The organism is Hydrogenophaga sp. UC242_50, from assembly GCF_042697355.1.
Lineage (GTDB): Bacteria > Pseudomonadota > Gammaproteobacteria > Burkholderiales > Burkholderiaceae_C > Hydrogenophaga.
Map to the genome: position 1 here is coordinate 1,683,375 of NZ_CP170553.1, position 20,912 is coordinate 1,704,286.

19 protein-coding genes and 2 pseudogenes are annotated in these 20,912 nt (G+C 68.6%); 11 read left to right on the forward strand and 10 right to left on the reverse strand.

Going from position 1 to position 20,912, the window contains the following annotated elements:
- Window positions 1–8: 8 nt before the first annotated feature.
- Both ACFJGX_RS08630 and ACFJGX_RS08635 read right to left on the reverse strand, forming a co-directional pair.
- Window positions 9–995, reverse strand: a complete 987-nt coding sequence (locus ACFJGX_RS08630; RefSeq protein WP_291111072.1) for a response regulator — start codon at window positions 993–995, stop codon at window positions 9–11.
- A 5-nt stretch (window positions 996–1,000) separates the two neighbouring features.
- Window positions 1,001–1,654 carry a sensor histidine kinase gene (locus tag ACFJGX_RS08635; protein WP_382325737.1) on the reverse strand — a complete coding sequence of 218 codons (654 nt, stop codon included), beginning with the start codon at window positions 1,652–1,654 and terminating at the stop codon, window positions 1,001–1,003.
- Window positions 1,655–1,677: 23 nt separating this feature from the next.
- Between ACFJGX_RS08635 and ACFJGX_RS08640 the strand changes: the two genes are divergently transcribed.
- The 4 genes from ACFJGX_RS08640 (at window position 1,678) to ACFJGX_RS08655 (ending at window position 3,923) form a co-directional block, all read left to right on the forward strand.
- Entirely contained in the window at window positions 1,678–1,845 is a 168-nt protein-coding gene (locus ACFJGX_RS08640; protein ID WP_382321949.1) for a hypothetical protein, read from the forward strand.
- Between the two features lie 90 nt (window positions 1,846–1,935).
- A complete protein-coding gene (locus ACFJGX_RS08645) occupies window positions 1,936–2,088 on the forward strand; it encodes a hypothetical protein (protein ID WP_382328210.1) in 153 nt (50 codons plus the stop codon).
- Window positions 2,089–2,417: 329 nt separating this feature from the next.
- Window positions 2,418–3,086 carry a helix-turn-helix transcriptional regulator gene (locus ACFJGX_RS08650; RefSeq protein WP_291111076.1) on the forward strand — a complete coding sequence of 223 codons (669 nt, stop codon included), beginning with the start codon at window positions 2,418–2,420 and terminating at the stop codon, window positions 3,084–3,086.
- A gap of 75 nt (window positions 3,087–3,161) precedes the next feature.
- Window positions 3,162–3,923, forward strand: a complete 762-nt coding sequence (locus ACFJGX_RS08655; protein WP_382328645.1) for a type III pantothenate kinase — start codon at window positions 3,162–3,164, stop codon at window positions 3,921–3,923.
- 1 nt (window position 3,924) lies between these two features.
- Here the strand turns inward: ACFJGX_RS08655 and ACFJGX_RS08660 are convergent, their stop codons facing one another.
- Window positions 3,925–5,358 carry a wax ester/triacylglycerol synthase family O-acyltransferase gene (locus ACFJGX_RS08660; RefSeq protein ID WP_382325735.1) on the reverse strand — a complete coding sequence of 478 codons (1,434 nt, stop codon included), beginning with the start codon at window positions 5,356–5,358 and terminating at the stop codon, window positions 3,925–3,927.
- A gap of 304 nt (window positions 5,359–5,662) precedes the next feature.
- Between ACFJGX_RS08660 and ACFJGX_RS08665 the strand changes: the two genes are divergently transcribed.
- Window positions 5,663–5,917, forward strand: a complete 255-nt coding sequence (locus tag ACFJGX_RS08665; RefSeq protein ID WP_382154125.1) for an acyl-CoA-binding protein — start codon at window positions 5,663–5,665, stop codon at window positions 5,915–5,917.
- Window positions 5,918–6,007: 90 nt separating this feature from the next.
- Here ACFJGX_RS08665 and ACFJGX_RS08670 read toward each other — a convergent pair whose 3' ends face one another.
- The 3 genes from ACFJGX_RS08670 to ACFJGX_RS08680 are packed head-to-tail and all read right to left on the reverse strand — an operon-like array spanning window position 6,008 to window position 9,543.
- Window positions 6,008–6,352, reverse strand: a complete 345-nt coding sequence (locus tag ACFJGX_RS08670) for a polyhydroxyalkanoic acid system family protein (protein ID WP_382321946.1) — start codon at window positions 6,350–6,352, stop codon at window positions 6,008–6,010.
- A gap of 36 nt (window positions 6,353–6,388) precedes the next feature.
- A complete protein-coding gene (locus ACFJGX_RS08675; RefSeq protein WP_382321945.1) occupies window positions 6,389–7,477 on the reverse strand; it encodes an aminopeptidase in 1,089 nt (362 codons plus the stop codon).
- Entirely contained in the window at window positions 7,477–9,543 is a 2,067-nt protein-coding gene (locus tag ACFJGX_RS08680; protein WP_382321944.1) for a molybdopterin-dependent oxidoreductase, read from the reverse strand. Before ACFJGX_RS08680 ends, ACFJGX_RS08675 begins: the two co-directional genes overlap by 1 nt.
- Window positions 9,544–9,725: 182 nt before the next feature.
- Here ACFJGX_RS08680 and ACFJGX_RS08685 point away from each other — a divergent pair, with 182 nt between their 5' ends.
- The 3 genes from ACFJGX_RS08685 (at window position 9,726) to ACFJGX_RS08695 (ending at window position 13,313) form a co-directional block, all read left to right on the forward strand.
- Complete coding sequence (locus ACFJGX_RS08685; RefSeq protein ID WP_382328212.1) at window positions 9,726–10,877, forward strand: ABC transporter substrate-binding protein; 1,152 nt, start codon at window positions 9,726–9,728, stop codon at window positions 10,875–10,877.
- Between the two features lie 121 nt (window positions 10,878–10,998).
- Window positions 10,999–12,216 carry a M20 aminoacylase family protein gene (locus ACFJGX_RS08690; protein WP_382321943.1) on the forward strand — a complete coding sequence of 406 codons (1,218 nt, stop codon included), beginning with the start codon at window positions 10,999–11,001 and terminating at the stop codon, window positions 12,214–12,216.
- Window positions 12,213–13,313, forward strand: coding sequence for a M14 family metallopeptidase (locus ACFJGX_RS08695; protein ID WP_382321942.1), 1,101 nt, complete (start codon window positions 12,213–12,215; stop codon window positions 13,311–13,313). Before ACFJGX_RS08690 ends, ACFJGX_RS08695 begins: the two co-directional genes overlap by 4 nt.
- On the opposite strand, the gene ACFJGX_RS08700 is transcribed toward ACFJGX_RS08695, so the two are convergent.
- The 4 genes and pseudogenes from ACFJGX_RS08700 to ACFJGX_RS08715 form a co-directional block, all read right to left on the reverse strand.
- A complete protein-coding gene (locus tag ACFJGX_RS08700) occupies window positions 13,314–14,087 on the reverse strand; it encodes a hypothetical protein (protein WP_382321940.1) in 774 nt (257 codons plus the stop codon).
- Window positions 14,088–14,109: 22 nt separating this feature from the next.
- The gene (locus ACFJGX_RS08705; RefSeq protein ID WP_291111097.1) at window positions 14,110–14,769 is read right to left on the reverse strand and encodes a TetR/AcrR family transcriptional regulator; all 660 of its coding nucleotides are present in this window, start codon (window positions 14,767–14,769) and stop codon (window positions 14,110–14,112) included.
- Between the two features lie 12 nt (window positions 14,770–14,781).
- Window positions 14,782–16,032: pseudogene (locus ACFJGX_RS08710) on the reverse strand (patatin-like phospholipase family protein).
- Between the two features lie 120 nt (window positions 16,033–16,152).
- Window positions 16,153–16,680: a phasin family protein gene (locus tag ACFJGX_RS08715; protein WP_382154151.1), complete on the reverse strand. Its 528-nt coding sequence runs from the start codon at window positions 16,678–16,680 to the stop codon at window positions 16,153–16,155.
- A gap of 213 nt (window positions 16,681–16,893) precedes the next feature.
- Between ACFJGX_RS08715 and ACFJGX_RS08720 the strand changes: the two are divergent.
- The 3 genes and pseudogenes from ACFJGX_RS08720 to slmA all read left to right on the forward strand — a co-directional run bounded on the left by ACFJGX_RS08720 (window position 16,894) and on the right by slmA (window position 20,747).
- Window positions 16,894–18,880 (forward strand): annotated as a pseudogene (locus ACFJGX_RS08720) (SDR family oxidoreductase).
- A gap of 154 nt (window positions 18,881–19,034) precedes the next feature.
- Window positions 19,035–19,934 (forward strand): acetylglutamate kinase, encoded by a 900-nt coding sequence (argB, locus tag ACFJGX_RS08725; protein ID WP_382321935.1) that lies wholly within the window; start codon window positions 19,035–19,037, stop codon window positions 19,932–19,934.
- Window positions 19,935–20,117: 183 nt separating this feature from the next.
- Window positions 20,118–20,747 carry a nucleoid occlusion factor SlmA gene (slmA, locus tag ACFJGX_RS08730; protein ID WP_382328647.1) on the forward strand — a complete coding sequence of 210 codons (630 nt, stop codon included), beginning with the start codon at window positions 20,118–20,120 and terminating at the stop codon, window positions 20,745–20,747.
- The last annotated feature ends 165 nt before the right edge of the window (window positions 20,748–20,912 follow it).

A 20,912-nucleotide genomic window follows, 5' to 3' on the forward strand; every position in this document is an offset into this window, starting at 1 on the left:
GACAGGCCCTAAGTGTCGTGAACCTCGCGCCCGCCCTGGGCTTCCAGAAAGTGCCGGTAGGCATAGATGGGCTGGGGCAGGTCGGCGCGGTCCAGGCTGAACAGGGCGCCGGAGAGCACGCCGTCGTCCCCGACCGGGAAGGCCTGCGCGGTCCGCACCGGGCCCCGCAGGCCCATTTGCTGGTGCAGTTCCACGGCAGCCAGCCGTTGCCCGGCCTGCACGGCGCGCACGGCATCGAAGCCCAGCCCGGCCGAGCCCGCGAGCTCGGCCAGATCGGGCAGGCTAGCCGTGGGTTCGAGCTGCAGCCAGTGGCAGTTGCCCATGGAGTCCAGGCCGACCAGGCCGAAGGGCTCGCCGAGCACCACGTACTCCACCCAGTGCTGCTCGGTGTACGCGCGCAGCGCCTGCGCCACCGACGGGATCTGCAGCATGGACTGCTGCGCCGGCCGCAGGGCGGCACGCCACAGCGTGTTGAGCCGGGGGTGTGGCGTCTGGGACAGCTTGCGCAGCACACCGAGCAGGTGGCGCGTGATGTCCGTGGTCTGTTTGGGCACGAACTGGTCGATCAGGCCGTTGTTGAAGGCCTGGATGGCGATCTGCTCGTCCGCCTGGCCCGTCAGCAGCACGCGCGAGCCCGGCCAGTCGAGCAGGGTGTTGAGCACCCGCAGGCCGTCGGTGCCGGGCATGGCGTAGTCCACCACGCAGATCTGGGCCAGCTCGTAGCGCGAGGCGCTCACGGCCCAGTACCGCAACACCTGCGGCAGCAGCGGCTGACCCTGCCGCCAGCGCTCGATCATCTGCAGCTGAGCCATAGCGTCGGCCTCCCAGCGCGCGGGCTCGTTCTGCATGCGGGCGGCGAAGCCCGAGGGGCGTGAATAGAGCTCGACCTGCCAGTGCGAGGGGATGACCATGCCCAGCATTTCCAGGTAGTCGGTGTCGTCATCCAGGAAGAGGACGCTGCCAGGGCGGTGAAAGAGTGAGATCGTCAGTGCCATCGTGGTCAGCCTGAGACGGCCAAGGTCTGGGCCGCAGATGTGTTGAGGGGGAGGTCGATCATGAAGACCGCGCCCAGCCCAGGTTGGGAGTGCACGCTGAGGCGGCCATGGGCGGCCTCGACCACGTTCTTGCAGAAGGTCAGGCCCAGGCCGTTGCCGGCCCCGCTCTGGGTCGAGAAGAAGGGCTCGAAAATGCGCTGCTGCTGCTCGTGCGTGATGCCGATGCCGTCGTCCGACACGGCGATGCGGCCCTTGCCGTGGTGCAGGCCCACGTCCACCCGCAGGTCGCCCGGGCTGGGTGCCGTGCTGGCCGCGGCCAGTGCGTGCAGCGCGTTCTTGATCAGGTTGGTGAGCACCTGGGCGAACAGCGGGCGGGAAGCCGAAAAGCAGAAGTCGCTCTGGATGTGCACCTGAACGCAGTCGCGCTCCCGCGAGGAGCGGTAGGGGTACTGGTTCACCACCTCCTGCACCAGCTCGGCCGCCATGATCAGGGACTGCTCGCGCGGCAGGCGCATGAGCTGCGCGTTGGAAATCTGGGTGTCGATCTGGCGGTTCATGCTGCGCACCAGGTTCTGCAGCCGCGTGGCCAGTTCCTCCAGCTTCTTGCGTTTGGGGTCCGGGATGTCGTGTTGCACCAGGTTGCGCAGCACGTCGCCCATGAGGTTCACCGTGCGCCAGCGGCGTGCGCAGCTCGTGCGCCATCACGCCCATGGTGCTCAGCGTGTTGAGCAGGCGGGCGCGGCGCAGGTTGGCGCTGGAGAAACCCAGCATCAGGCCCATGAGCCAGGAGAAGGTGATCACCACCACGTTCGCCAGCGGCTCCTCGAACGGGCGGGTGCTGCCGCCATAGAACTCCGCCGTGGCCCAGCCCGCGATGCCGCCGGTGATCAGGCCGAGCGTCGCCAGGCGCCAGTCGGTCGCGTGGTAATAAATGAGGATCATGGCGGCGACGCTGCCCAGCCAGGCGGCATTGCCTCCGTTCATCCAGTACATCCAGGTGAAGAACCAGGGCAGCTGGATCCAGGTGGCCAGGCTGAAGAGGCGCCCACTTTCCGTGGACGACGGGTCGCGCGAAATCCGGGGCAACACATAAATGAGTGCCAGGAAGGCCATCACCAGGCGGGCCCACACATTTTCATAGGGCTGGGGCACCAGATGGCCCCAAATGCCATAGATGACCAGGTGGCCGACGAACGTGAATGCCCCGATCCACAGCAGCCGGTACCGCGATGGGTGCAAAATAGGCTCCACAGGCGCGTGGACAACCTCGTCCAGCACCCACCGCCACATGCGGGCTTTGGCGCTGAGCATCCACAACCGGTCAAAAGACAATATGCACTCCTTCGATCGCCAAACACCTGTGGCGCGTGACTCCCATCCTGATTCATCAGGCATTGTGTATGCAACAGGGTGTTATCAACCATGACCCTGCCTGTCAACTTTGACAGTGTCGGGCTGGACGGTATTCTGGCCGACTGGGTGTGCGCGCTGCGCGATCAAGGGGTGGACGCCGTGCTGGTTCTTGGTCCGAACCCCCTGGGTGGGCGGGATCAGCGCGAGGTGCTGGCGGTGCATCCCCCCCGGCTGGTGGGGGCCGCGGAGGCCTTGGCCGAAAGCCGGGACTTCGGCGCGGGCTGGCGCGACAGCGATGCGCCGCTGGTGGCCTGGCAGGACATTTCCAAATCCTCGTTCGAACAGTCGAGCCGTTGGCGCCGCCTGTGGCTGGCGCACGGCTACCAGACACTGGTGCGCGTGGCCTTCAGCCTGCCGGCGGGCCGTGCCTTCGAGTGTTTCATGTTCAGCCCACGGGCCTTTGCCGACCGCTCCGAGGCGGCGGTGCTGGCTTGGTCGGCCTTCAACGTGTGGCCCATGTTGCGACGCACCATCGCCGAGCAGCGCGTGGGCCTGAGCCCGCGCGAACTCGAAAGCCTCAACCTGGCCTTCGAAGGTCTGACCGCGCGCGAGACCGCGTTGCGCATGGACTGCTCCGAGCGCACGGTGAATTACCACCTCGCCAACGCGATGTCCAAGTTGCAGACCGACAACAAGCTGGCCGCCGTGCAGCGCGCCTGCTGGATCGGACTGATCTGAACCCGCCCACCGCGCCCCATGCTGCACTGCGGCAATCCGGGCACGGTGGCTTGGTCATAATCCGCGCATGACTTTCTGGCCCTGGACGTAGGGAACACCCGCCTCAAGTGGGCCCTTTACGACGCGCCACGCGTGGGGGCCACGCTGTTGGCCAGCGGTGCGCAGTTTCTGGAAAACATCGAAACCCTGGAAGACGGCGACTGGCGCCACCTGCCCGCCCCGCAATGGGTGCTGGGTTGTGTGGTCGCTGGCGACGCGGTCAAGCGGCGGGTCGGCGAGCAGCTCGAGCTGTGGGACGTGACGCCGCACTGGGTCGTGTCCAGCAGCGCCGAAGCGGGGTTGGTCAACGGCTACGACCACCCGGCCCGGCTGGGGTCGGACCGTTGGGTGCGCATGATCGGTGCGCGCCAGCGGCTGCTCGCCCGGGGCCCTGCGAAGCCCTGCGTGGTGGTGATGGTGGGCACGGCCGTCACGGTCGAGGCCATCGACATCGAGGGGCGCTTCCTGGGCGGCATCATTCTGCCCGGCCACGGCATCATGCTGCGCGCGCTGGAGTCGGGCACGGCGGGTCTGCACGTGCCCACCGGCGAGGTCTGCGACTTTCCCACCAACACCAGCGACGCGCTCACCAGCGGCGGCACCTTCGCCATCGCCGGTGCGGTGCAGCGCATGGTGGAGAACCTGCGGCGCCATTGCGGCGAGCAGCCGGTCTGCATCATGACCGGGGGCGCGGGCTGGAAGATGGCGCCCAGCATGTCCACCGAGGTGGAGCTGGTGGAAAGCCTGATCTTCGACGGCCTGCTGGAAATCGCCGACCGACGCCTGGCCTTGGTCTGAACTAGCCCTTGGCCTCGCCCCAGGGCAGCATCAGCGTCAGTGTCAGCAGCCGGGCGAACTCCGGCTCGAAGCGGTCGATGATCTGCTGCGGGTCCGGGCACAGCTGGGTGTCGGCGATCACGCCGAACTGCACGCCACCGCCATAGCTCAGGATCGACACGCCCAGGCCCACGGTGCCGGTCTGCGGCACCCAGAACATGGTCTGCTCCAGCGTGGCGCCGCACACCTTGAGCTTGGCTGCTGGCCCCGGCACGTTGGTCATCACCGCCGTGGTCTTGCGGCCGAACAGGCTGAGCATGGCGTCCTGCGCCGGCTTGATCAGCAGCCCCGCCACCGAGAGCAGGCCGAAGGTCAGCAGCGGCTGCAGGCTGCCCTTGAGGTTGTTCATGCGCGCGCGCACCGCGAACACGCGTTCGATCGGGTTGTCCAGGCCGATGGGCAGCACCAGGGGCACGAGGCCGAAGCGGTTGCCCAGTTTCCAGGCGTCTTCCATCGGGCGCAGGTTGATCGGCACCATGGCTCGGATTTCCTTGCCACCGGTGTCGTCGCCCAGACCGCGCAGGTAGGCGCCGATGGCGCCGGCCACGCAGCCCAGCAGCACGTCGTTGACCGAGCAGTTCATGGCCTTGCCGATGGCCTTGACCTCGTCCAGCGGGATGGGCTCGCACCAGGCCACGCGCTTGGTGCGGCCGGGCTGGCCCTTGAGCCGGGTCGGCGAGTCGTCGGGCATCAGCGCCAGCGAGGCCAGGTCGCTGGCGAGCTGGCCGCCCATGCGCGCGAGGTCCACCGCCTGGCCCAGCGTGTCGCTCAGGCTCTGCTGCGGAGCGGCAAGCATGGAGAGCGATTTCGCCGCGCCACCGCCAGCGGCTTCCAATGCCTTGGCCGTGATGTCGCCAAAGGGCCGGATCAGCGTGTCGGCCAGCCAGTCCTCGGCGCCGTCCAGGCCGATCTTCGGGGGCTTGCGGCGCTGGCGCTCGGGGGGCGCGCCGCCGCCATCGACCAGGCTCATCATCACGCTGATGAGCGCGATGCCGTCGGCGATGCAGTGGTGGATGCGCGCGATCAGGGCCGAACCACCGTCGTAGCGCTCGATCAGTTCGAAGCGCCAGAGCGGGTGCTCGGGGTCCAGCGCCTGCATGGCGAGGTCGCCCACGCGGTCCTGCAGCGCGTCCTGCTCGGTCTGGCCGGGCCGGCGTTTGAGCTTGTGCGTGACGATGTGCCGATCGATCTGGAAATCCGGGTCCTTGGACCAGTGCGCGCCGGCGGCGTCCTCGCGCGCGATCTGCACGAAGCGCGGGTAGGGCAGCAGGCGTTCGCGCACGCGTTCCTTCAAGGCGTCCGGCGTGAGGCCGGGGCGCAGGATCCAGACGCCCACGATCATCATCAGGTTCGACGGCGAGTCCATGCGCAGCCAGGCGGTGTCCACCTTGCTCATGCGCTCGCCTTCCATGCCCAGGGTGCTCGCCAGCGCCTGCTGGACCGAGGCGCTCGCGCCCCGCACGAGGGCCACCGGGGATTTGGCGGTGGCGGGTGGGCGCGCTGCGGAAGGGCCGGGCCGGGCGGCGACGCGTTGAACCATGGATGCTCCTCGGGTGCGTGAACCAGGCCGCTGAAAGGCCGGTGCCGCGGGTCTTGGGGTTGTGGCTCTATTGTGCAGACAGACCAAACCGTAAGATAGCGGGACAGCCCTAAGCCCGGCCGACCCGCGCCGGGCGTTTCATTTCAAACCAGGAGCATTCATGGCCGATCTCAAGTCCCGTTTCGACGCCGCGGTGGCGAATTCCAAGAACCTGAGCGAGCGCCCCGACAACGCCACGCTGCTCAAGATCTACGCGCTGTACAAGCAGGCCACCACCGGCGACAACGCCGAGAAGAAGCCCGGTTTCGGCGACATGGTGGGCCGCGCCAAGTGGGACGCCTGGAACGGCCTCAAGGGCACGGGCAGCGAGGACGCGATGCAGCAGTACGTCGACCTCATCGAAGAATTGAGCTGACCCCCCGCGCCGCCTTCGGCGTCACCCCCCTTGCAGGGGGGCGCACCTGGCGGCCCGGCAAAGCCGGTTCCGCGGGTGCTCTGGAAGAAGTCAAGCCGGCTCAGCCGGCTTTCTTCTTTTGGCCGCCGCCTTGGCGGCCGGCTTCCTGGCCGCCAGCAGCGTGTCGAGGTTCTTCACGATCTCGCTTTCGATGCGGTCCTTGAACGCACCGAGCAGAAAGCCCAGGCGGGCGTCGAGTTCGAAACGTTCGCCCGACACCTTGAGCGTGCCGCTGACGCCCGAGCGCGTGAACTGCACTTCGTCGCAGCCATCGCCTTCTTCGTAAGTGCAGCTCATGTCGAACTCGTTCTCGGCCTGTTCGGCCCAGCGCCAGGCCAGCTTGCGCGCGGCGGGCAGGCCCAGGGCGTGTTCGCGTTCGATGTGGATGTCTGCCATGGCTTGCCTCGTGTGTGGGTGGTGTGGTTGCCGGGGTCAGGGGTGGCGGGCCACCTGGGGCGCGCCGGCAGGTGCCAGGCGGCGCAACTGCGCTTGCCGTTCTTCCTTGGGCAGCGCGGCCAGGGTGCGAACCGCATCATAGAACCGCGCGAAGTCCCGCCCTTCGCGCTCGAACAAGGCCTCGAAGGCCGGGACCAGGCCGTCGTAGGCCGCCTGGGCCGCGAAGCTCGCGTTGTTGGCCTGGGCCACGAAGGGGTCGTAGCCGGCGAAGCCGCCCCAGCCGCGCTTGAGGTCCTGGTAGCTGCGGTGGAAGCCGGTCATGGCGGTGGCCTTGCGCCGCGCCTTCTCGGCGTCGTCGATCGTGGTGTCCCGGTAGATGTCCTGCAATTGCTGGCGCACGGAGAAGGTGAGCGAGCGGAAGGCGCGCCGGCGCTGGTCGAACACCGCGTAGTCGGCGCGCGCCTGCTCGCTCGCCTGGGTCGTGAGCCAGCGTGCACCGCCCAGCCGCTCCACGCTGGTGGCGAAAGCCTCGTTGAACTCGGTGTCGCCCCGGGCATAGGCCACCTGGTGCGCGAGTTCGTGGAAGACGATGCGGGCCAGCTCGCCTTCCGGGTAGCCGATGAAGGTGTTGAGCAAGGGGTCGCCGCCGGCCCAGTTCATCCAGCCCAGGGTGGAGTAGGCGGGCACGGGGTAGACCACGACCTCCAGGTCGGCGGGCAGGGTGCGGGCGAAGGCGCGCGCGTCGGCCTCGTCGAAGTAGCCCCGGTAGCCCACGCAGCCGGCGACCGGGAAACACCAGGTCTGCAGCGTGAGCGAGAGCGCGGGCGCGGCGACCACGTTGTAGACCGCGGCGCGGCGCTGCAGGTCGGCGTAGCGGTGGTAGCTGGCGTTGTCGGGCAGGGCGAGCTCGGTGACGGCGAAGGCGCGGATGCGCCGGGCCAGCGCCAACCGTTCCTTGAGGCGCTCCGGCGCCTGGGCGTCGGCCAGCCAGTCGTCCACCGGGCGCGCGGCCTGCATCAGCCGCAGGTGGCCGGTGACCGACTGCCAGTAATAGCCCACGCCGGTGGTGCTGGCGCAGCCTGCGCCCAGCAGGGCGAGGGCCATGAGCGCCAGGCCGCGCCGCATCAGGCGCCCTCGGGCAGGGTCGCCACTTCGACCAGGCAGTCGTAGAACACCGGGCCGCCGCCCATGTCGGTGAGGCGCTGGCTCGTGACCTCGTTGACGTTGGTGCCGAAGGGCCCGAGCTTGCGCCACCAGATGCCCAGGCCGTTGACCACGCCGGGACGGGCCCGCTTGGACACGCTGGCCTTGCAGCGGTATTCGCCGCGCTGGTTGAACACGCGCACCATCTGGCCGCTGGCGATGCCGCGCGCGGCGGCGTCGTCGGCGTGGATTTCCAGCAGAGGCTCACCCTCGATGTCGCGCAGGCTGGTCACGTTGACGAAGCTGGAGTTGAGGAAGTTGCGCGCGGGCGGCGAGATCATGGCGAGCGGGAACTGGGTCGAGCTGCCGAAGGCCTCGAAGTTGGGCAGGTGGTCGGGCAGGCCATCCTCGCCCTTGGCCGCCAGCCGCGCGCTGTGGAACTCGCAGCGGCCCGAGGCGGTGGGGAATTGCCCATCGGCAAACGGGGCCTCGGGCAGGTTCAGCGTGGCAAAGCCCTGGTCCAGCAGCTGCTGGAAGTCCACCGCGTCGCCGAAGGCGGTGCGGCACAGCGTGAGGTCGTCGTCGGCGAAACACGGTTCGTCGAAGCCCAGGCGCGCGGCCAGCGCGCGAAAGATGTCGGTGTTGGTGCGGGCCTGGCCGACCGGGGCGATGGCGGGCCGGTTGAGCAGCACGTCGGTATGGCCGTAGCTGGTGTGGATGTCCCAGTGCTCCAGCTGCGTGGTGGCCGGCAGGATGTAGTCGGCGAGGTCGGCGGTGTCGGTCTGGAAATGCTCCAGCACCACGGTGAACAGGTCTTCGCGCTCGAAGCCCTGCACCACCTTGCCGGACTCCGGCGCCACCGCCACCGGGTTGCTGTTGTAGACGATCACGGCCTCGACCTTCGGGCCGAAGCCGGGCGAGGTCTGGCGCAGCAGGTCGTCGCCGATGGTGCTCATGTTGATCGTGCGCGCCGCGCGCCCGGCCAGCAGCTCGGGCCGCTGCAAGGCCGCGCGCTGCACGGGGAAGTGGCCCGAGGCCGAGAGCAGCAGGCCGCCGGCCGGGTCGCGCCAGGCGCCCACCAGGGCGGGCAGGCAGGCGATGGCGCGCACCGCGTTGCCGCCGCCGCGCACGCGCTGCATGCCGTAGTTGAGGCGGATCGCCGCCGGTTTCGTGGTGCCGTAGGCGCGCGCCAGGTCCACGATCTGCTGCACCGGCACGCCGCAGACCTCGGCGGCGCGCTCGGGCGGCCATTGCAGGGCGCGTTCGCGCAGGCCTTCCCAGCCCAGGGTGTGGCGTTCGATGTAGCCGTGGTCCAGCCAGCCGTGGGTGATGAGCTGGTGCATCAGCGCCAGCGCCAGCGCGGCGTCGGTGCCGGGGCGCAGGGCGATGTGTTCGTGGCACTTGTCGGCCGTTTCGGTGCGGCGCGGGTCGATGCAGACCAGGCGCGCGCCCTCGCGCTTGGCCTGTTGCGCCAGCCGCCAGAAGTGCAGGTTGCTGCCGATCGAGTTGCTGCCCCAGATCAGGATCAGCTTGGAGCGCGCGAAGTGCTCGACCTTCATGCCGACCTTGCCGCCCAGCGTCTGCACCAGGCCTTCGCCGCCCGCCGAGGCGCAGATCGTGCGGTCGAGCAGGGACGCGCCCAGGCGGTGGAAGAAGCGCCCGGCCATGGCCTCGCCCTGCACCAGGCCCATGGTGCCGGCGTAGCTGTAGGGCAGGATGGCCTGCGGGTCGCGCGCGGCGATGGCCTGCAGGCGTTGCGCGATGTCGTCGAGCGCTTCGTCCCAGCCCACCGGCTCGAAGCGGCCGCTGCCCTTGGGGCCGCTGCGCCTGAGCGGGGTGAGCAGGCGCTCGGGGTGGTAGCTGCGCTCGGCGTAGCGCGAGACCTTGGTGCACAGGGCGCCGTCGGTGTGGCGGTGCGCCGGGTTGCCCTGCACGCGCAGGGCCACGCCGTTCTCCACCGTGGTGACCAGGGCGCAGGTGTCGGGGCAGTCGTGCGGGCAGGCGCCGCGCACCTGTTGCGGTTCCGGGGTGGTCGTGAGGGGTGTCATGGGGCGATGGTGTGGCAGCCGTTCATGATATTCGCGCCCCCATGTCCTTGCCGGTCGCACTTGCGTGCACTCGCTCACGCGGCCCCCGTTCATCGGCGACGAAATGCAGGCCGAAAGCCTTACTTTCGCCGGGGATTTGGCCTACGCTGCGGAACACATTCACGCGGTTGGGGGAACGGATCATGCGACGCAGAGACATGCTTGGACACGCGGGCCGCCTGGCCCTCTGGCCCACCCTGGGCGGGGTGGCGTTCGCCGCCCGGGCGCAGTCGGTGGGCATCAGCGACACCCGCATCGTGCTGGGGCAGTCGGCCCCGTTCAGCGGGGCGTCCGAACAATTGGGCCTGCAGTTCTACCTGGGCGCGCAGCTGTTTTTCGAGGCCCTGAACCAGAAGGGCGGCGTGCAGGGCCGGCGCATCGAGTTGCGGCGCCTGGACGATGGCGACGATCCCGATCGCTGCGCGGCCAACACCCGGCAATTCCTGAGCGAAGGCGTGTTCGCGCTGTTCGGCTACATCGGCACGCTCACCAGCGCGGCGGCCCTGCCCCTGGCAACCGAAGCGAAGCTGCCGTTCTTCGCGCCCGCCAGCGGGGCCGAAGCCTTGCGCGTGCCCTTCAACCGCTATGCCATTCATGTGCGCGCCTCTTACCAGGACGAGACTGCGGCCATCGTGCGCCAGATCACCGGCACCGGCATCAAGAAGATCGCCGTGTTCCATCAGAACGATGCCTATGGCCAAGCTGGTCTGGAGGGCGTGGCGCGCGCGCTCCAGGCGCAGAACCTGTCGCCCGTGGCGCTGGGCACCGTCGAACGCCATTCGGTGGACGTGGTGAAAGCGGTCGACGAGATCCTGGCCCATCGGCCCGAGGCCATCGTGCAGATCGGTGTCTACAAGGCCTGTGCGGTCTTCGTCCGCCTGGCGCGCGGCCGGGGCTACACCGGCAACTTCTACAACGTCTCCGTGGTCGGCACGCAGGCCCTGCTCGATGAACTCGGCGCGATGGCCAAGGGCGTGCTGGTCAGCCAGGTCATGCCCTTTCCCTACACGCCGGTCACGCCCATTGCCAGCGAGTACCTCGCCGCGGTCAAGGCCCGGCCGGGCCTGGTGCCCAACCATTCCAGCATGGAGGGCTACGTCGCGGCCAAGGTGTTCAGCGAAGCCGCGCAGCGCGCCGGGCGCAACCTCACGCGCGAGGGCTTCATCCACGCCGTCCAGGGCTTGCGCAACCTCGATCTGGGTGGTTTTCCGGTGGATTTCGGGCCCAACAAGCACACCGGCTCGCGCTTCGTCGAGATGACCCTGCTCACCGAAGACGGCCGCATCCGGCGCTGAGCCCGCCAGTGGATCCCCCTGAACGCACTCGGTTGTCGCCCCGGGGGCCATCGTGGTCCCCTGCCTTGGGTACCATGGCCCCTTTGAACAGGTGCCCCGAGGGGTATCGAGAGGGTTCCCCATGAAGCTGATTGACTCCATCCTGACCCAGGCGGCCAGCATCGCCGCTGTGCGACGCGACATCCACGCCCACCCCGAGCTCTGTTTCCAGGAAGTGCGCACCGCCGACGTGGTGGCGCAGAAACTCACCGACTGGGGCATTCCGGTGCACCGGGGCCTGGGCACCACCGGCGTGGTGGGCATCGTGCACGGCCGCGACGGCGGCCAAAGCGGGCGCGCCATCGGCCTGCGCGCCGACATGGACGCCCTGCCCATGCAGGAGCACAACACCTTCGCGCACGCCAGCCAGCACGCCGGCAAGATGCACGCCTGCGGCCACGACGGCCACGTCGCCATGCTGCTGGCCGCGGCGCAGCATTTCGCGAAACACCGCAACTTCGACGGCACGGTCTACCTGATCTTCCAGCCGGCCGAAGAGGGCGGCGGCGGCGCGCGCGAGATGATCAAGGACGGGCTGTTCGAGCAGTTCCCGGTCGAGGCCGTGTTCGGCATGCACAACTGGCCTGGCCTGCCCGTGGGCACCTTCGCCGCGAGCGCCGGCCCGGTGATGGCGTCGAGCAACGAGTTCCACATCGTCATCCGCGGCAAGGGCTCGCACGCCGCGCTGCCGCACAACGGCATCGACCCGGTGCCCGTGGCCTGCCAGATGGTGCAGGCCTTCCAGACCATCATCACGCGCAACAAGAAGCCGGTGGACGCCGGCGTGATCTCGGTCACCATGATCCACACCGGCGAGGCCACCAACGTGGTGCCCGACAGCTGCGAGATCCAGGGCACCGTGCGCACCTTCACCTACGAGGTGCTCGACCTGATCGAGCGCCGCATGCAGGAGATCGCCGAGCACACCTGCGCGGCCTTCGGCGCCACGGTGGAGTTCAAGTTCCACCGCAACTACCCGCCCACCATCAACCACCCGGCCGAGACCGCGTTCGCGCGCGAGGTGATGGCCGAGATCGTCGGTGCGGACCACGTGCTGGAGCAGGAGCCCACCATGGGCGCGGAAGATTTCGCCTACATGCTGCAGGAAAAGCCGGGCTGCTACGCCTTCATCGCCAACGGCGACGGCGCGCACCGCGAGATGGGTCATGGCGGCGGCCCCTGCATGCTGCACAACCCGAGCTACGACTTCAACGACGACCTGATCCCGCTGGGGGCGACCTTCTGGGTGCGACTGGCCGAAAAGTGGCTGGGCCAGGCACGCACCGGAGGTGCCGCTTGATCTCGCCCCAGGACGCCTTTTCCTCTTCCTACGCCCGCGCCCGGGTGCGCTTCCTCGAAGGCGCGGCGGCCGCCGGCATGGCGATCACCAGCCACAACCACCCGCTGCCGGGCCGCGACGGTGAGACGCTCGCGATGGACGTGGCGCTCGACGGCTCGCCCGATGCAGAGCGCCTGCTGATCGTGAGCAGCGCCTGCCATGGGGTCGAGGGTTACTGCGGCTCGGGCGTGCAGGTGTTCGCCACGCACGACGCCGACTGGCGCGAACACGCGCGCTCGGCCGGTGTGGCCGTGCTCTACATCCACGCGCTCAACCCGCACGGCTTCTCGTGGGTGCGCCGCGTGACGAACGAGAACGTGGACCTCAACCGCAACTTCCAGGACTTCAGCAAGGCGCTGCCGCAGAACCCGGCCTACGCCGAGTTGCACGGCTTGCTGCTGCCCGCGCAGTGGCCGCCGACGGCGCAGAACGAGGCCGCGATCCAGGCCTGGATCGCCGAGCACGGCCTCCCGCGTTTCCAGGCAGCGGTGACGCAGGGCCAGCACGCGTTCGCCGACGGCTTGTTCTTTGGCGGCACCGCCGCGACCTGGAGCAACCAGACGCTGCGCGCGGTGCTTCGCCGGCACGGCCGCCAGGCCCGGCGCCTCGGATGGATCGACCTGCACACCGGCCTGGGACCCACGGGCCTGGGCGAGCGCATCTTCGCCTGCGCCGACGATGCGGCCGCGCTCCAGCGCGCGCGGGCCTGGTGGGGCGGTGATGGCAAGACTCCCGTGACCTCGATCTACGACGGCTCGTCCACCTCGGCCCTGCTCACCGGCCTGATGTGGTGCGCGGCGTACGAAGAGTGCCCGCAGGCCGAGTACACCGGCATCGCCATGGAGTACGGCACGGTGCCCGTGACCGAGGTGATCGACGCGCTGCGCGGTGACCACTGGCAGCACCTCCATCCGGAGGCACCGGCCGAATTGCGCGCCGCGATCAAGGCGCGCACGCTGGCCGCGTTCTACGTGGACACCGACGAGTGGAAGGCGCAGATCGTGTCGCAGGCGCGGCAGGCCCTGTTCCAGGTGGTCGACGGCCTGTCGGCCGGCTGATCAGCTGTCCAGCGCCACCCGCGCCGACGCGACGTACAGGCGCTCCATCGCGTCCTGCGGCTCGATCGACGCCGCGCGGTCGAGCAGCCGGTTCGCCTCGGGCAGCGCGTCGATGCCTTCCAGCATGACCAGGCCGTTGGCGTACTCGGTCAGCGTCACGACCGAGTCCGGGTTGAGCGCCATCGCCTTCTGGTACAGCGACAGGCCGGTCGCCTTGTTGGCGCCGTAGGTCATGCCGCCGACCATGCTGCCCACCTTGTCGATCACCTCGGCGTGGAACGCGGCCAGGGTGAGGTGGGCATCGGCGTGGTGCGGGCAGCGCGAGATCGTCGTCTCCAGCGCGTGGCGGATGCGCACGCCCAGGCCCTGCGTGAGTGCCTTGGCCACGCTGATGCCCTGGCTGTAGCGCCCCAGCGCGTAGGCCTGCCAGTACCAGGCCCCGGTGTGGTCGGCCTGCCGGCGTTGCAGGGCTTCGGCCCGGGCCGCGGCCTCGAGCAGCAGGTCCTGGCGGACCTGCTCGCGCGCCTCCAGGTAGTTGGCGTAGATGCAGGTGGCCTTGTTGGCCACGTTCATGCCCGCGTCGCCCAAGGCCAGGCCGGCCTCGGCCGCGCGCTGGAACTCGCCGTTGTGGAACAGCACCCAGGCCTGCACCACGGCCGACTCCTCGGGCCAGGGTTCGGCATCGCCGCGATGCAGCCGGCTCCAGAGCGCCTTGAGGCGGTCGGCGTCCAATGGGGTGTGGCCTGCGGAGGGAAAGGGTTTCCAATCGGCCATGGTGGATTCTCCCGGGAGGTGTTCAGGACTGGGGACCGTAGGCGCCGGTGAGCGTCATGAGGTGTTGCCGCTGCGTGGCTTCCAGGTAGGGCGCCAGCAGGTTGAGCACGTGGTGTGCGCCGCGCAGCAGGGCCTGCTGCGCGTTGTCGGGCTCCAGGGCGTTGCGCGGGTCGCGCACGTACTCGAAGCTCAGCCAGTAGGTGAGCACCACCACCATGCTGGTGGCGGTGGGTTCGCTCTCGCGCGCGTCGATGCTCACCGCGCCGTGGCGGCTCATGCCGTCGAGCAGGTGGCGGATCGCGCGCGACTTGTTTTTCAGCACGGTCTGGAAACGGGTTTCCAGCAGGCGGTTCTTCGAGAGCAGGTCGTTGAGGTCGCGGTAGAGAAAGCGGTACTCCCAGATGATTTCGAACAGCGAGTGCAGGAAGAACCAGGCGTCCTCCACGTTGCGCACGCCTTCGCTGGCGCTGAGCAGTTCACCGAGCGAGCGCTCGTAGCGCTCGAACAGCGAGTTGATCAGCTCGTCCTTGGCCGGGTAGTGGTAATACAGGTTGCCCGGGCTGATGCCGAGCTCGGCCGAGATCAGGGTGGTGGAGACGTTGGGTTCGCCGAAGCGGTTGAACAGCTCCAGCGTCACCTCCAGGATGCGCTCGGCGGTGCGTCGCGGGGCTTTCTTGGCGATGGCGCGGCGCTTTCAGCGGCTGTGGGCGGGCGCGGCGGGACCTTCGAGGTGCCGCTGCAGGTCATCCAGCGTGGCGTGCAGCCGCGCGGCCAGGGTGGTGCGTGCCGGTGGGGTGCGCGCGGCACCCAGCAGGCGCCGCTGCGGGTCGCGCAGCGCGGCCAGGTCCAGCGTGACACCATGGCGCGCCAGCTGCGGCCCCAGCTCGGCCTGCCGGTCCAGCAGCATGCGGCGGGTCTGCTGGTAGGCGTGCTCCGCGATCTCGCGGCGCTGGCGGTAGCTGAAGGTGTTGGCGAAGAACAGCGTGGCGTCGCGCTGGTCGGGTTCGATCAGCACGATGTCGGTGCCGGGGTAGGCGCGCTCGTAGTGCTTGAGGCCCAGCGCCAGCCGCGAATGGATCATCGAGCGGAAGGTCTGGCTCATCACCGCGGGCAGGCCGCCCTCGACCAGCGAGGGAATGCGCCGGCCGTCGTGCAGGCTGGGGTTGGTGTGGAAGGGCACCAGCGGGTTCAGGCACAGCAGCAGGTCGGTGCCTTCGTCCAGCGCCACGGTGGCGTGCAGCGTTTTCTTGAGCGCGCCGTCCACGTAGTGCTGGCCGCCGATCTCCACCGGCGGGAACAGACCGGGCAGGGCCGCGCTGGCCTGGATGGCGCGCGAGATCGGCACGTGGTCCCAGCCCGGGCGGCCGAAGGGCGCGGCGTCGCCGGTGTCGAGCTGCGTGCGCAACCAGGGTCAGGCGCGCGCGCGCAGCTCGCGGAAGTCGTTGCTGCGCCCCGGCTGGCTGAACAGGCGCTGAATCTGCTGGTGGATGCCCTCGTTGTCGAGCACACCGGTGGGCAGCGCCGCGCCCACGCGTTCGAGCGCGTGGGTGAAGGGCTTGCGGTGCACGCCCCAGGCCCACAAGGCACTGCCGATCAGGCGCGGCAGGCGCTGCAGCCGGTCACCGAACTCGCCCCAGGCGGGCTTGAGCAACCAGGACGGGTCGAAGTTGTCGTCCCCCGGCCGGTCTTCGATGAAGGCCTCGCACAGCTGGCGCGGGCGGATGCCGTTGGCCAGGCCGGCGGCGATGAACCCGCCGGCGGACACGCCGACGTAGTGCTCGCAGTCGTTGAGGTCCAGGCCCGGCAGGGTGTCGTCCAGCGCGCACAGCGCGCCGATTTCGTAGATCGCCCCGAGCGGCCCGCCACCGGCCAGGGCCAGGGCGATGCGGGGACGGCGCGACTTCTGCGGGGCCGGTCGTTGGGAGGCTTTGCGGGACGTCGTCATGCGTTTGAGTGTAGACCGCGAAGCGCGGCGAAACTGCTGCGTTGCAGCATGCGGCGCGGACGCGAAAAGGGGGCGTCATGCGCCCCCTGGTTCTTCGTGCCGTGGCCGGCCCGCATCGGCTCAGGCCGCCTTGCGCGGGGCCTTGCGCGCGGCCGCCTTCTTGGCGGGAGCGGCCTTCTTGGCCGGTGCGGCCTTGCGCGCCGCGGTCTTGGCCGGGGCCTTGCCGCTCAGGCCTTGCACGTGGCGGTTGAGCGCGTCGATGCGTTCGATCAGCGCTTCCACATCGCGCGCCGAGGGCACGCCCAGCTTGTTCAGCGCCTTGGCCACGCGCTCTTCGAAGATGTTTTCCAGCTTGTCCCACTGGCCGGTGGCCTTGGACGAGATGTCGGCGGCCATGCTGCTCACGCGGTTGGTCGCTTCGGAAATGCGCTCCTCGGCCACGGCCTGCGTCTTGCGCTGGATGGACAGGCCTTCCTTCACGAGCGACTCGAAGGCCTTGCCGCCTTCTTCCTGCGCCTTGGAGAACGCACCCAGGCCGGCCAGCCAGATCTGCTGCGCGGAATCCTTGATGGCACCCGACAGCGGGGAGTTGAAGCCCGCGGCGGTGGGCTTGGCGGCGCTGCCGGCTTTCTGGATTTTCTTGACCATGGGGATGCTCCTGGAGGGGTTGGAAAAACGGGGAGGGCGAACGGGCCGCCGCAACGATGGGCCACTGTACGGCCCGCGCGCCGGGCGTGTGTAGGGGCGCAAGACTAAACCCCACACGGGTTTTTGCGGAAGGCGGGGGCCCCCGACCTGGTCAAGAATGGCGGGCACACTGCGCCCCTCTTTCTTTGATTCCAACCGCTTCAGGAGACCTTCATGCATTACTTCGTCACCGGTGCCACCGGCTTCATTGGCAAACGCCTGGTGGCCAAGCTGCTGCAGCGCAAGGGCGCGGTGGTGCATTTCCTGATCCGTCAGGAGAGCGAAGGCAAGGTGGCGGGGCTGCGCGAGTACTGGGGCGTGAGCGCATCGCGCGCGGTGCCGGTGTTCGGCGACCTCACGGCCAAGAAGCTGGGCGTGTCGGCCGACGACGTGAAGGCGCTCAAGGGCCAGGTCGACCACTTCTTCCACCTCGCCGCCGTGTACGACCTGGAAGCCGATGAGGAAAGCCAGATCGCGGTCAACGTGGATGGCACGCGCAACACGGTCGAGTTCGCCAAGGCGATCGGCGCGGGCCACTTCCACCACGTCTCGTCGATCGCGGCCGCCGGCCTGTACGAAGGCGTGTTCCGCGAGGACATGTTCGAGGAGGCCGAGAACTACGACCACCCCTACTTCATGACCAAGCACGAGAGCGAGAAGATCGTGCGCAAGGAATGCAAGGTGCCGTGGAGCGTGTACCGGCCGGCCGCCGTGGTGGGCGACTCGCGCACCGGCGAGATGGACAAGATCGACGGGCCCTACTACTTCTTCAAGCTGATCCAGCGCATGCGCCAGATCCTGCCGCCCTGGATGCCCAGCGTGGGCCTGGAGGGCGGGCGCATCAACATCGTGCCGGTCGATTTCGTGGTCGATTCGCTCGACCACATCGCCCACCAGAAGCGCGGCAGCGGCGCCTGCTTCCACCTGGTCGACCCGATGGGCTACCGCGTCGGCGACGTGCTCGACATCCTGAGCAAGGCCGCGCACGCGCCCAAGATGAACCTGTTCGTCAACGCCGCGCTGATGGGCTTCATCCCCAAGAGCGTTAAGAAGGGGTTGATGGCGCTGGCGCCGGTGCGCCGGGTCTACAAGGCTGTCATGCAGGACCTCGGCCTGCCCGAGGACATGATGACCTTCGTCAACTACCCCACGCGCTTCGACTGCCGCGAGACGCTGGCCGCGCTCAAGGGCAGCGGCATCGAATGCCCCAACCTCAAGGACTACGCCTGGCGCCTGTGGGACTACTGGGAGCGCCACCTCGACCCCGACCTGCACATCGACCGCAGCCTCAAGGGCACGGTGGCGGGCAAGGTGGTGCTGGTCACGGGCGGCAGCTCGGGCATCGGCCTGGCGGCGGCGCACAAGTTCGCCGAGGCGGGCGCCGTCACCATCATCTGCGGGCGTGACCAGGACAAGCTCGACGAGGCCTGCAAGGAGGCCAAGGACAAGGGCTACCAGTTCATCGCCTACCCGGCCGACATCGCCGACATGGCCGACGCCGACCGGTTCGTGCAGCTGCTGATCCAGAACCACGGCGGCGTGGACTTCCTGATCAACAACGCCGGCCGCTCGATCCGCCGCGCCATCGAAGGCAGCTACGACCGCTTCCACGACTTCGAGCGCACCATGCAGCTCAACTACTTCGGCTGCCTGCGCGTGACCATGGGTTTTCTGCCGGGCATGGTGGCCAAGCGCAAGGGCCACGTGGTCAACATCAGTTCCATCGGCGTGCTCACCAACGCGCCGCGTTTCTCGGCTTACGTGGCGCAGCAAGTCCGCGCTGGACGCCTGGACGCGATGCGCCTCCAGCGAGTTCGCCGACCAGGGCATCACCTTCACCACCATCAACATGCCGCTGGTGCGCACGCCCATGATCGCGCCCACCAAGATCTACCAGAACGTGCCCACGCTGGCGCCCGAAGAGGCGGCCGACATGATCGCGCAGGCCTGCATCTTCAAGCCGGTGCGCATCGCCACGCGCCTGGGCGTCACCGGCCAGGTGATGCACGCGCTGGTGCCGCGCGTGGCGCAGATCGTGATGAACACCAGCTTCCGCATGTTCCCGGACTCGTCGGCGGCCAAGGGCGAGAAGGGCGCGAAGCCGCAGCTGTCACCCGAAGCGGTGGCGATGCAGCAGATGATGCGAGGAATCCATTTCTAGCCCCCGCCGCGCTGCGCGCGACCCCCTTGCAGGGGGCAATGCCTGTGGCCCGGCAAAGCCGGTTCCGCGGCATTTCTGGATTGGAGACAGGCAAGCGGGGCGTGTCATGCGCCGGCCCTAGAATTTCGCTTTTGCCCGCATAGCAGGAACCCGCATGACCGAGCCCTCCGACATCACCTCCATTGCACCGCGCGACAAGGCCGAGATCCTGGCGCAGGCGCTGCCGTACATCCGCAAGTACCACGGCAAGACCATGGTCATCAAGTACGGCGGCAATGCCATGACCGACCCGGCCCTGCAGCAGGATTTCGCCGAGGACGTGGTGCTGCTCAAGCTGGTCGGCATCAACCCGGTGGTGGTGCACGGCGGCGGCCCGCAGATCGAGACGCTGCTCAAGCGCCTGGGCAAGCAGGGCCAGTTCATCCAGGGCATGCGCGTGACCGACCCGGAAACCATGGAAGTGGTGGAGTGGGTGCTGGCCGGCGAGGTGCAGCAGGACATCGTGGGCCTGATCAACCAGGCCGGCGGCAAGGCCGTGGGCCTGACCGGGCGCGACGGCGCCATGATCCGCGCGCAGAAGCTGCGCATGACCGACCAGAAGGACCCGAACCTGGAGCACGACGTCGGCCAGGTGGGCGACATCGTCAGCATCGATCCTTCCGTGGTCAAGGCGCTGCAGGACGACCAGTTCATCCCCGTCGTCAGCCCGATCGGCTTCGGCGAGCAGAACGAGAGCTACAACATCAACGCCGACGTGGTGGCCGCCAAGCTGGCCACCGTGCTGCAGGCCGAGAAGCTGCTGATGCTCACCAACATCCGCGGCGTGCTCGACAAGGACATGCGCCTGCTCACCGAACTCACGCCGCGCCAGATCGACGACCTGGTGGAGGATGGGACCATCTCCGGCGGCATGATCCCCAAGATCGCCGGCGCGCTGGACGCGGCCAAGAGCGGTGTGAACGCGGTGCACATCATCGATGGCCGCGTGCCGCACGCCCTGCTGCTGGAGGTGCTCGGCAACGAGCCCTTCGGCACCATGATCCGCTCGCACTGAGGGCCGTTGCCGCACGATCGAGGCGGTCACTCACTGTCTGCCAACCACGCGGTTGCACTGAGAAAGAAGTCACCTCGCTGTGCGAGAATCGCCGAAACCTCACGGATCGCCCGCCCATGACATCCAACGCCCCTGAGTCCCCCCACCCCGGAAGACAAAGCCGCGCGCGAAGCCGCCGAGGCCATCGAGGCGGCGGCGCATGCCGATGGGGGTGGTGGACGCAAGCGGCCCAAACCCGGCGAGCGCCGGGTGCAGATCCTCGAAGCCCTGGCGACCATGCTGCAGCAGCCCGGCGCCGAGCGCATCACCACCGCCGCCCTGGCCGCCAAGCTGGAGGTGAGCGAGGCCGCGCTGTACCGCCATTTCGCCAGCAAGGCCCAGATGTTCGAAGGCCTGATCGAGTTCATCGAGCAGTCGGTGTTCGGCCTCATCAACCAGCTGGGCGAACGCGAAGCCGACGCCAACGTGCGCTCGCGCAAGCTCGTCACCCTGCTGCTGCAGTTCGGCGAAAAGAACCCCGGCATGACGCGCGTGATGGTCGGTGACGCGCTGGTGTTCGAGAACGAGCGCCTGCAGCAGCGCATGAACCTGTTCTTCGACAAGATCGAAGCCGCGCTGCGCCAGAACCTGCGCGAAACCTCGCTGGTGGCCGGTGCCGCCACGCCCACGGTCGATGCCCAGGCCGATGCCTCGGTCATCACCGCCTTCTGCGTCGGGCGCCTGCAGCGGTTCGCGCGCAGCGGCTTCAAGCGCTCGCCCAGCGAAAGCCTGGAGCACAGCCTCGCGCTGCTGCTGCCCATCGTTCGCCACTGAAACACGGCATTTAGGGCGCAGCCCCTAAACAAAGGTCACACAAAACGCCGGTGGTTTGCACCGGAGCCCGGTTTTGCGGTAAAAATAGAACGACCGTTCGTATTTATTCGGACGGTCGTTTTTTCGAGCCCTCATCCAACCAGGACCGACCCCCATGAGCGTCAC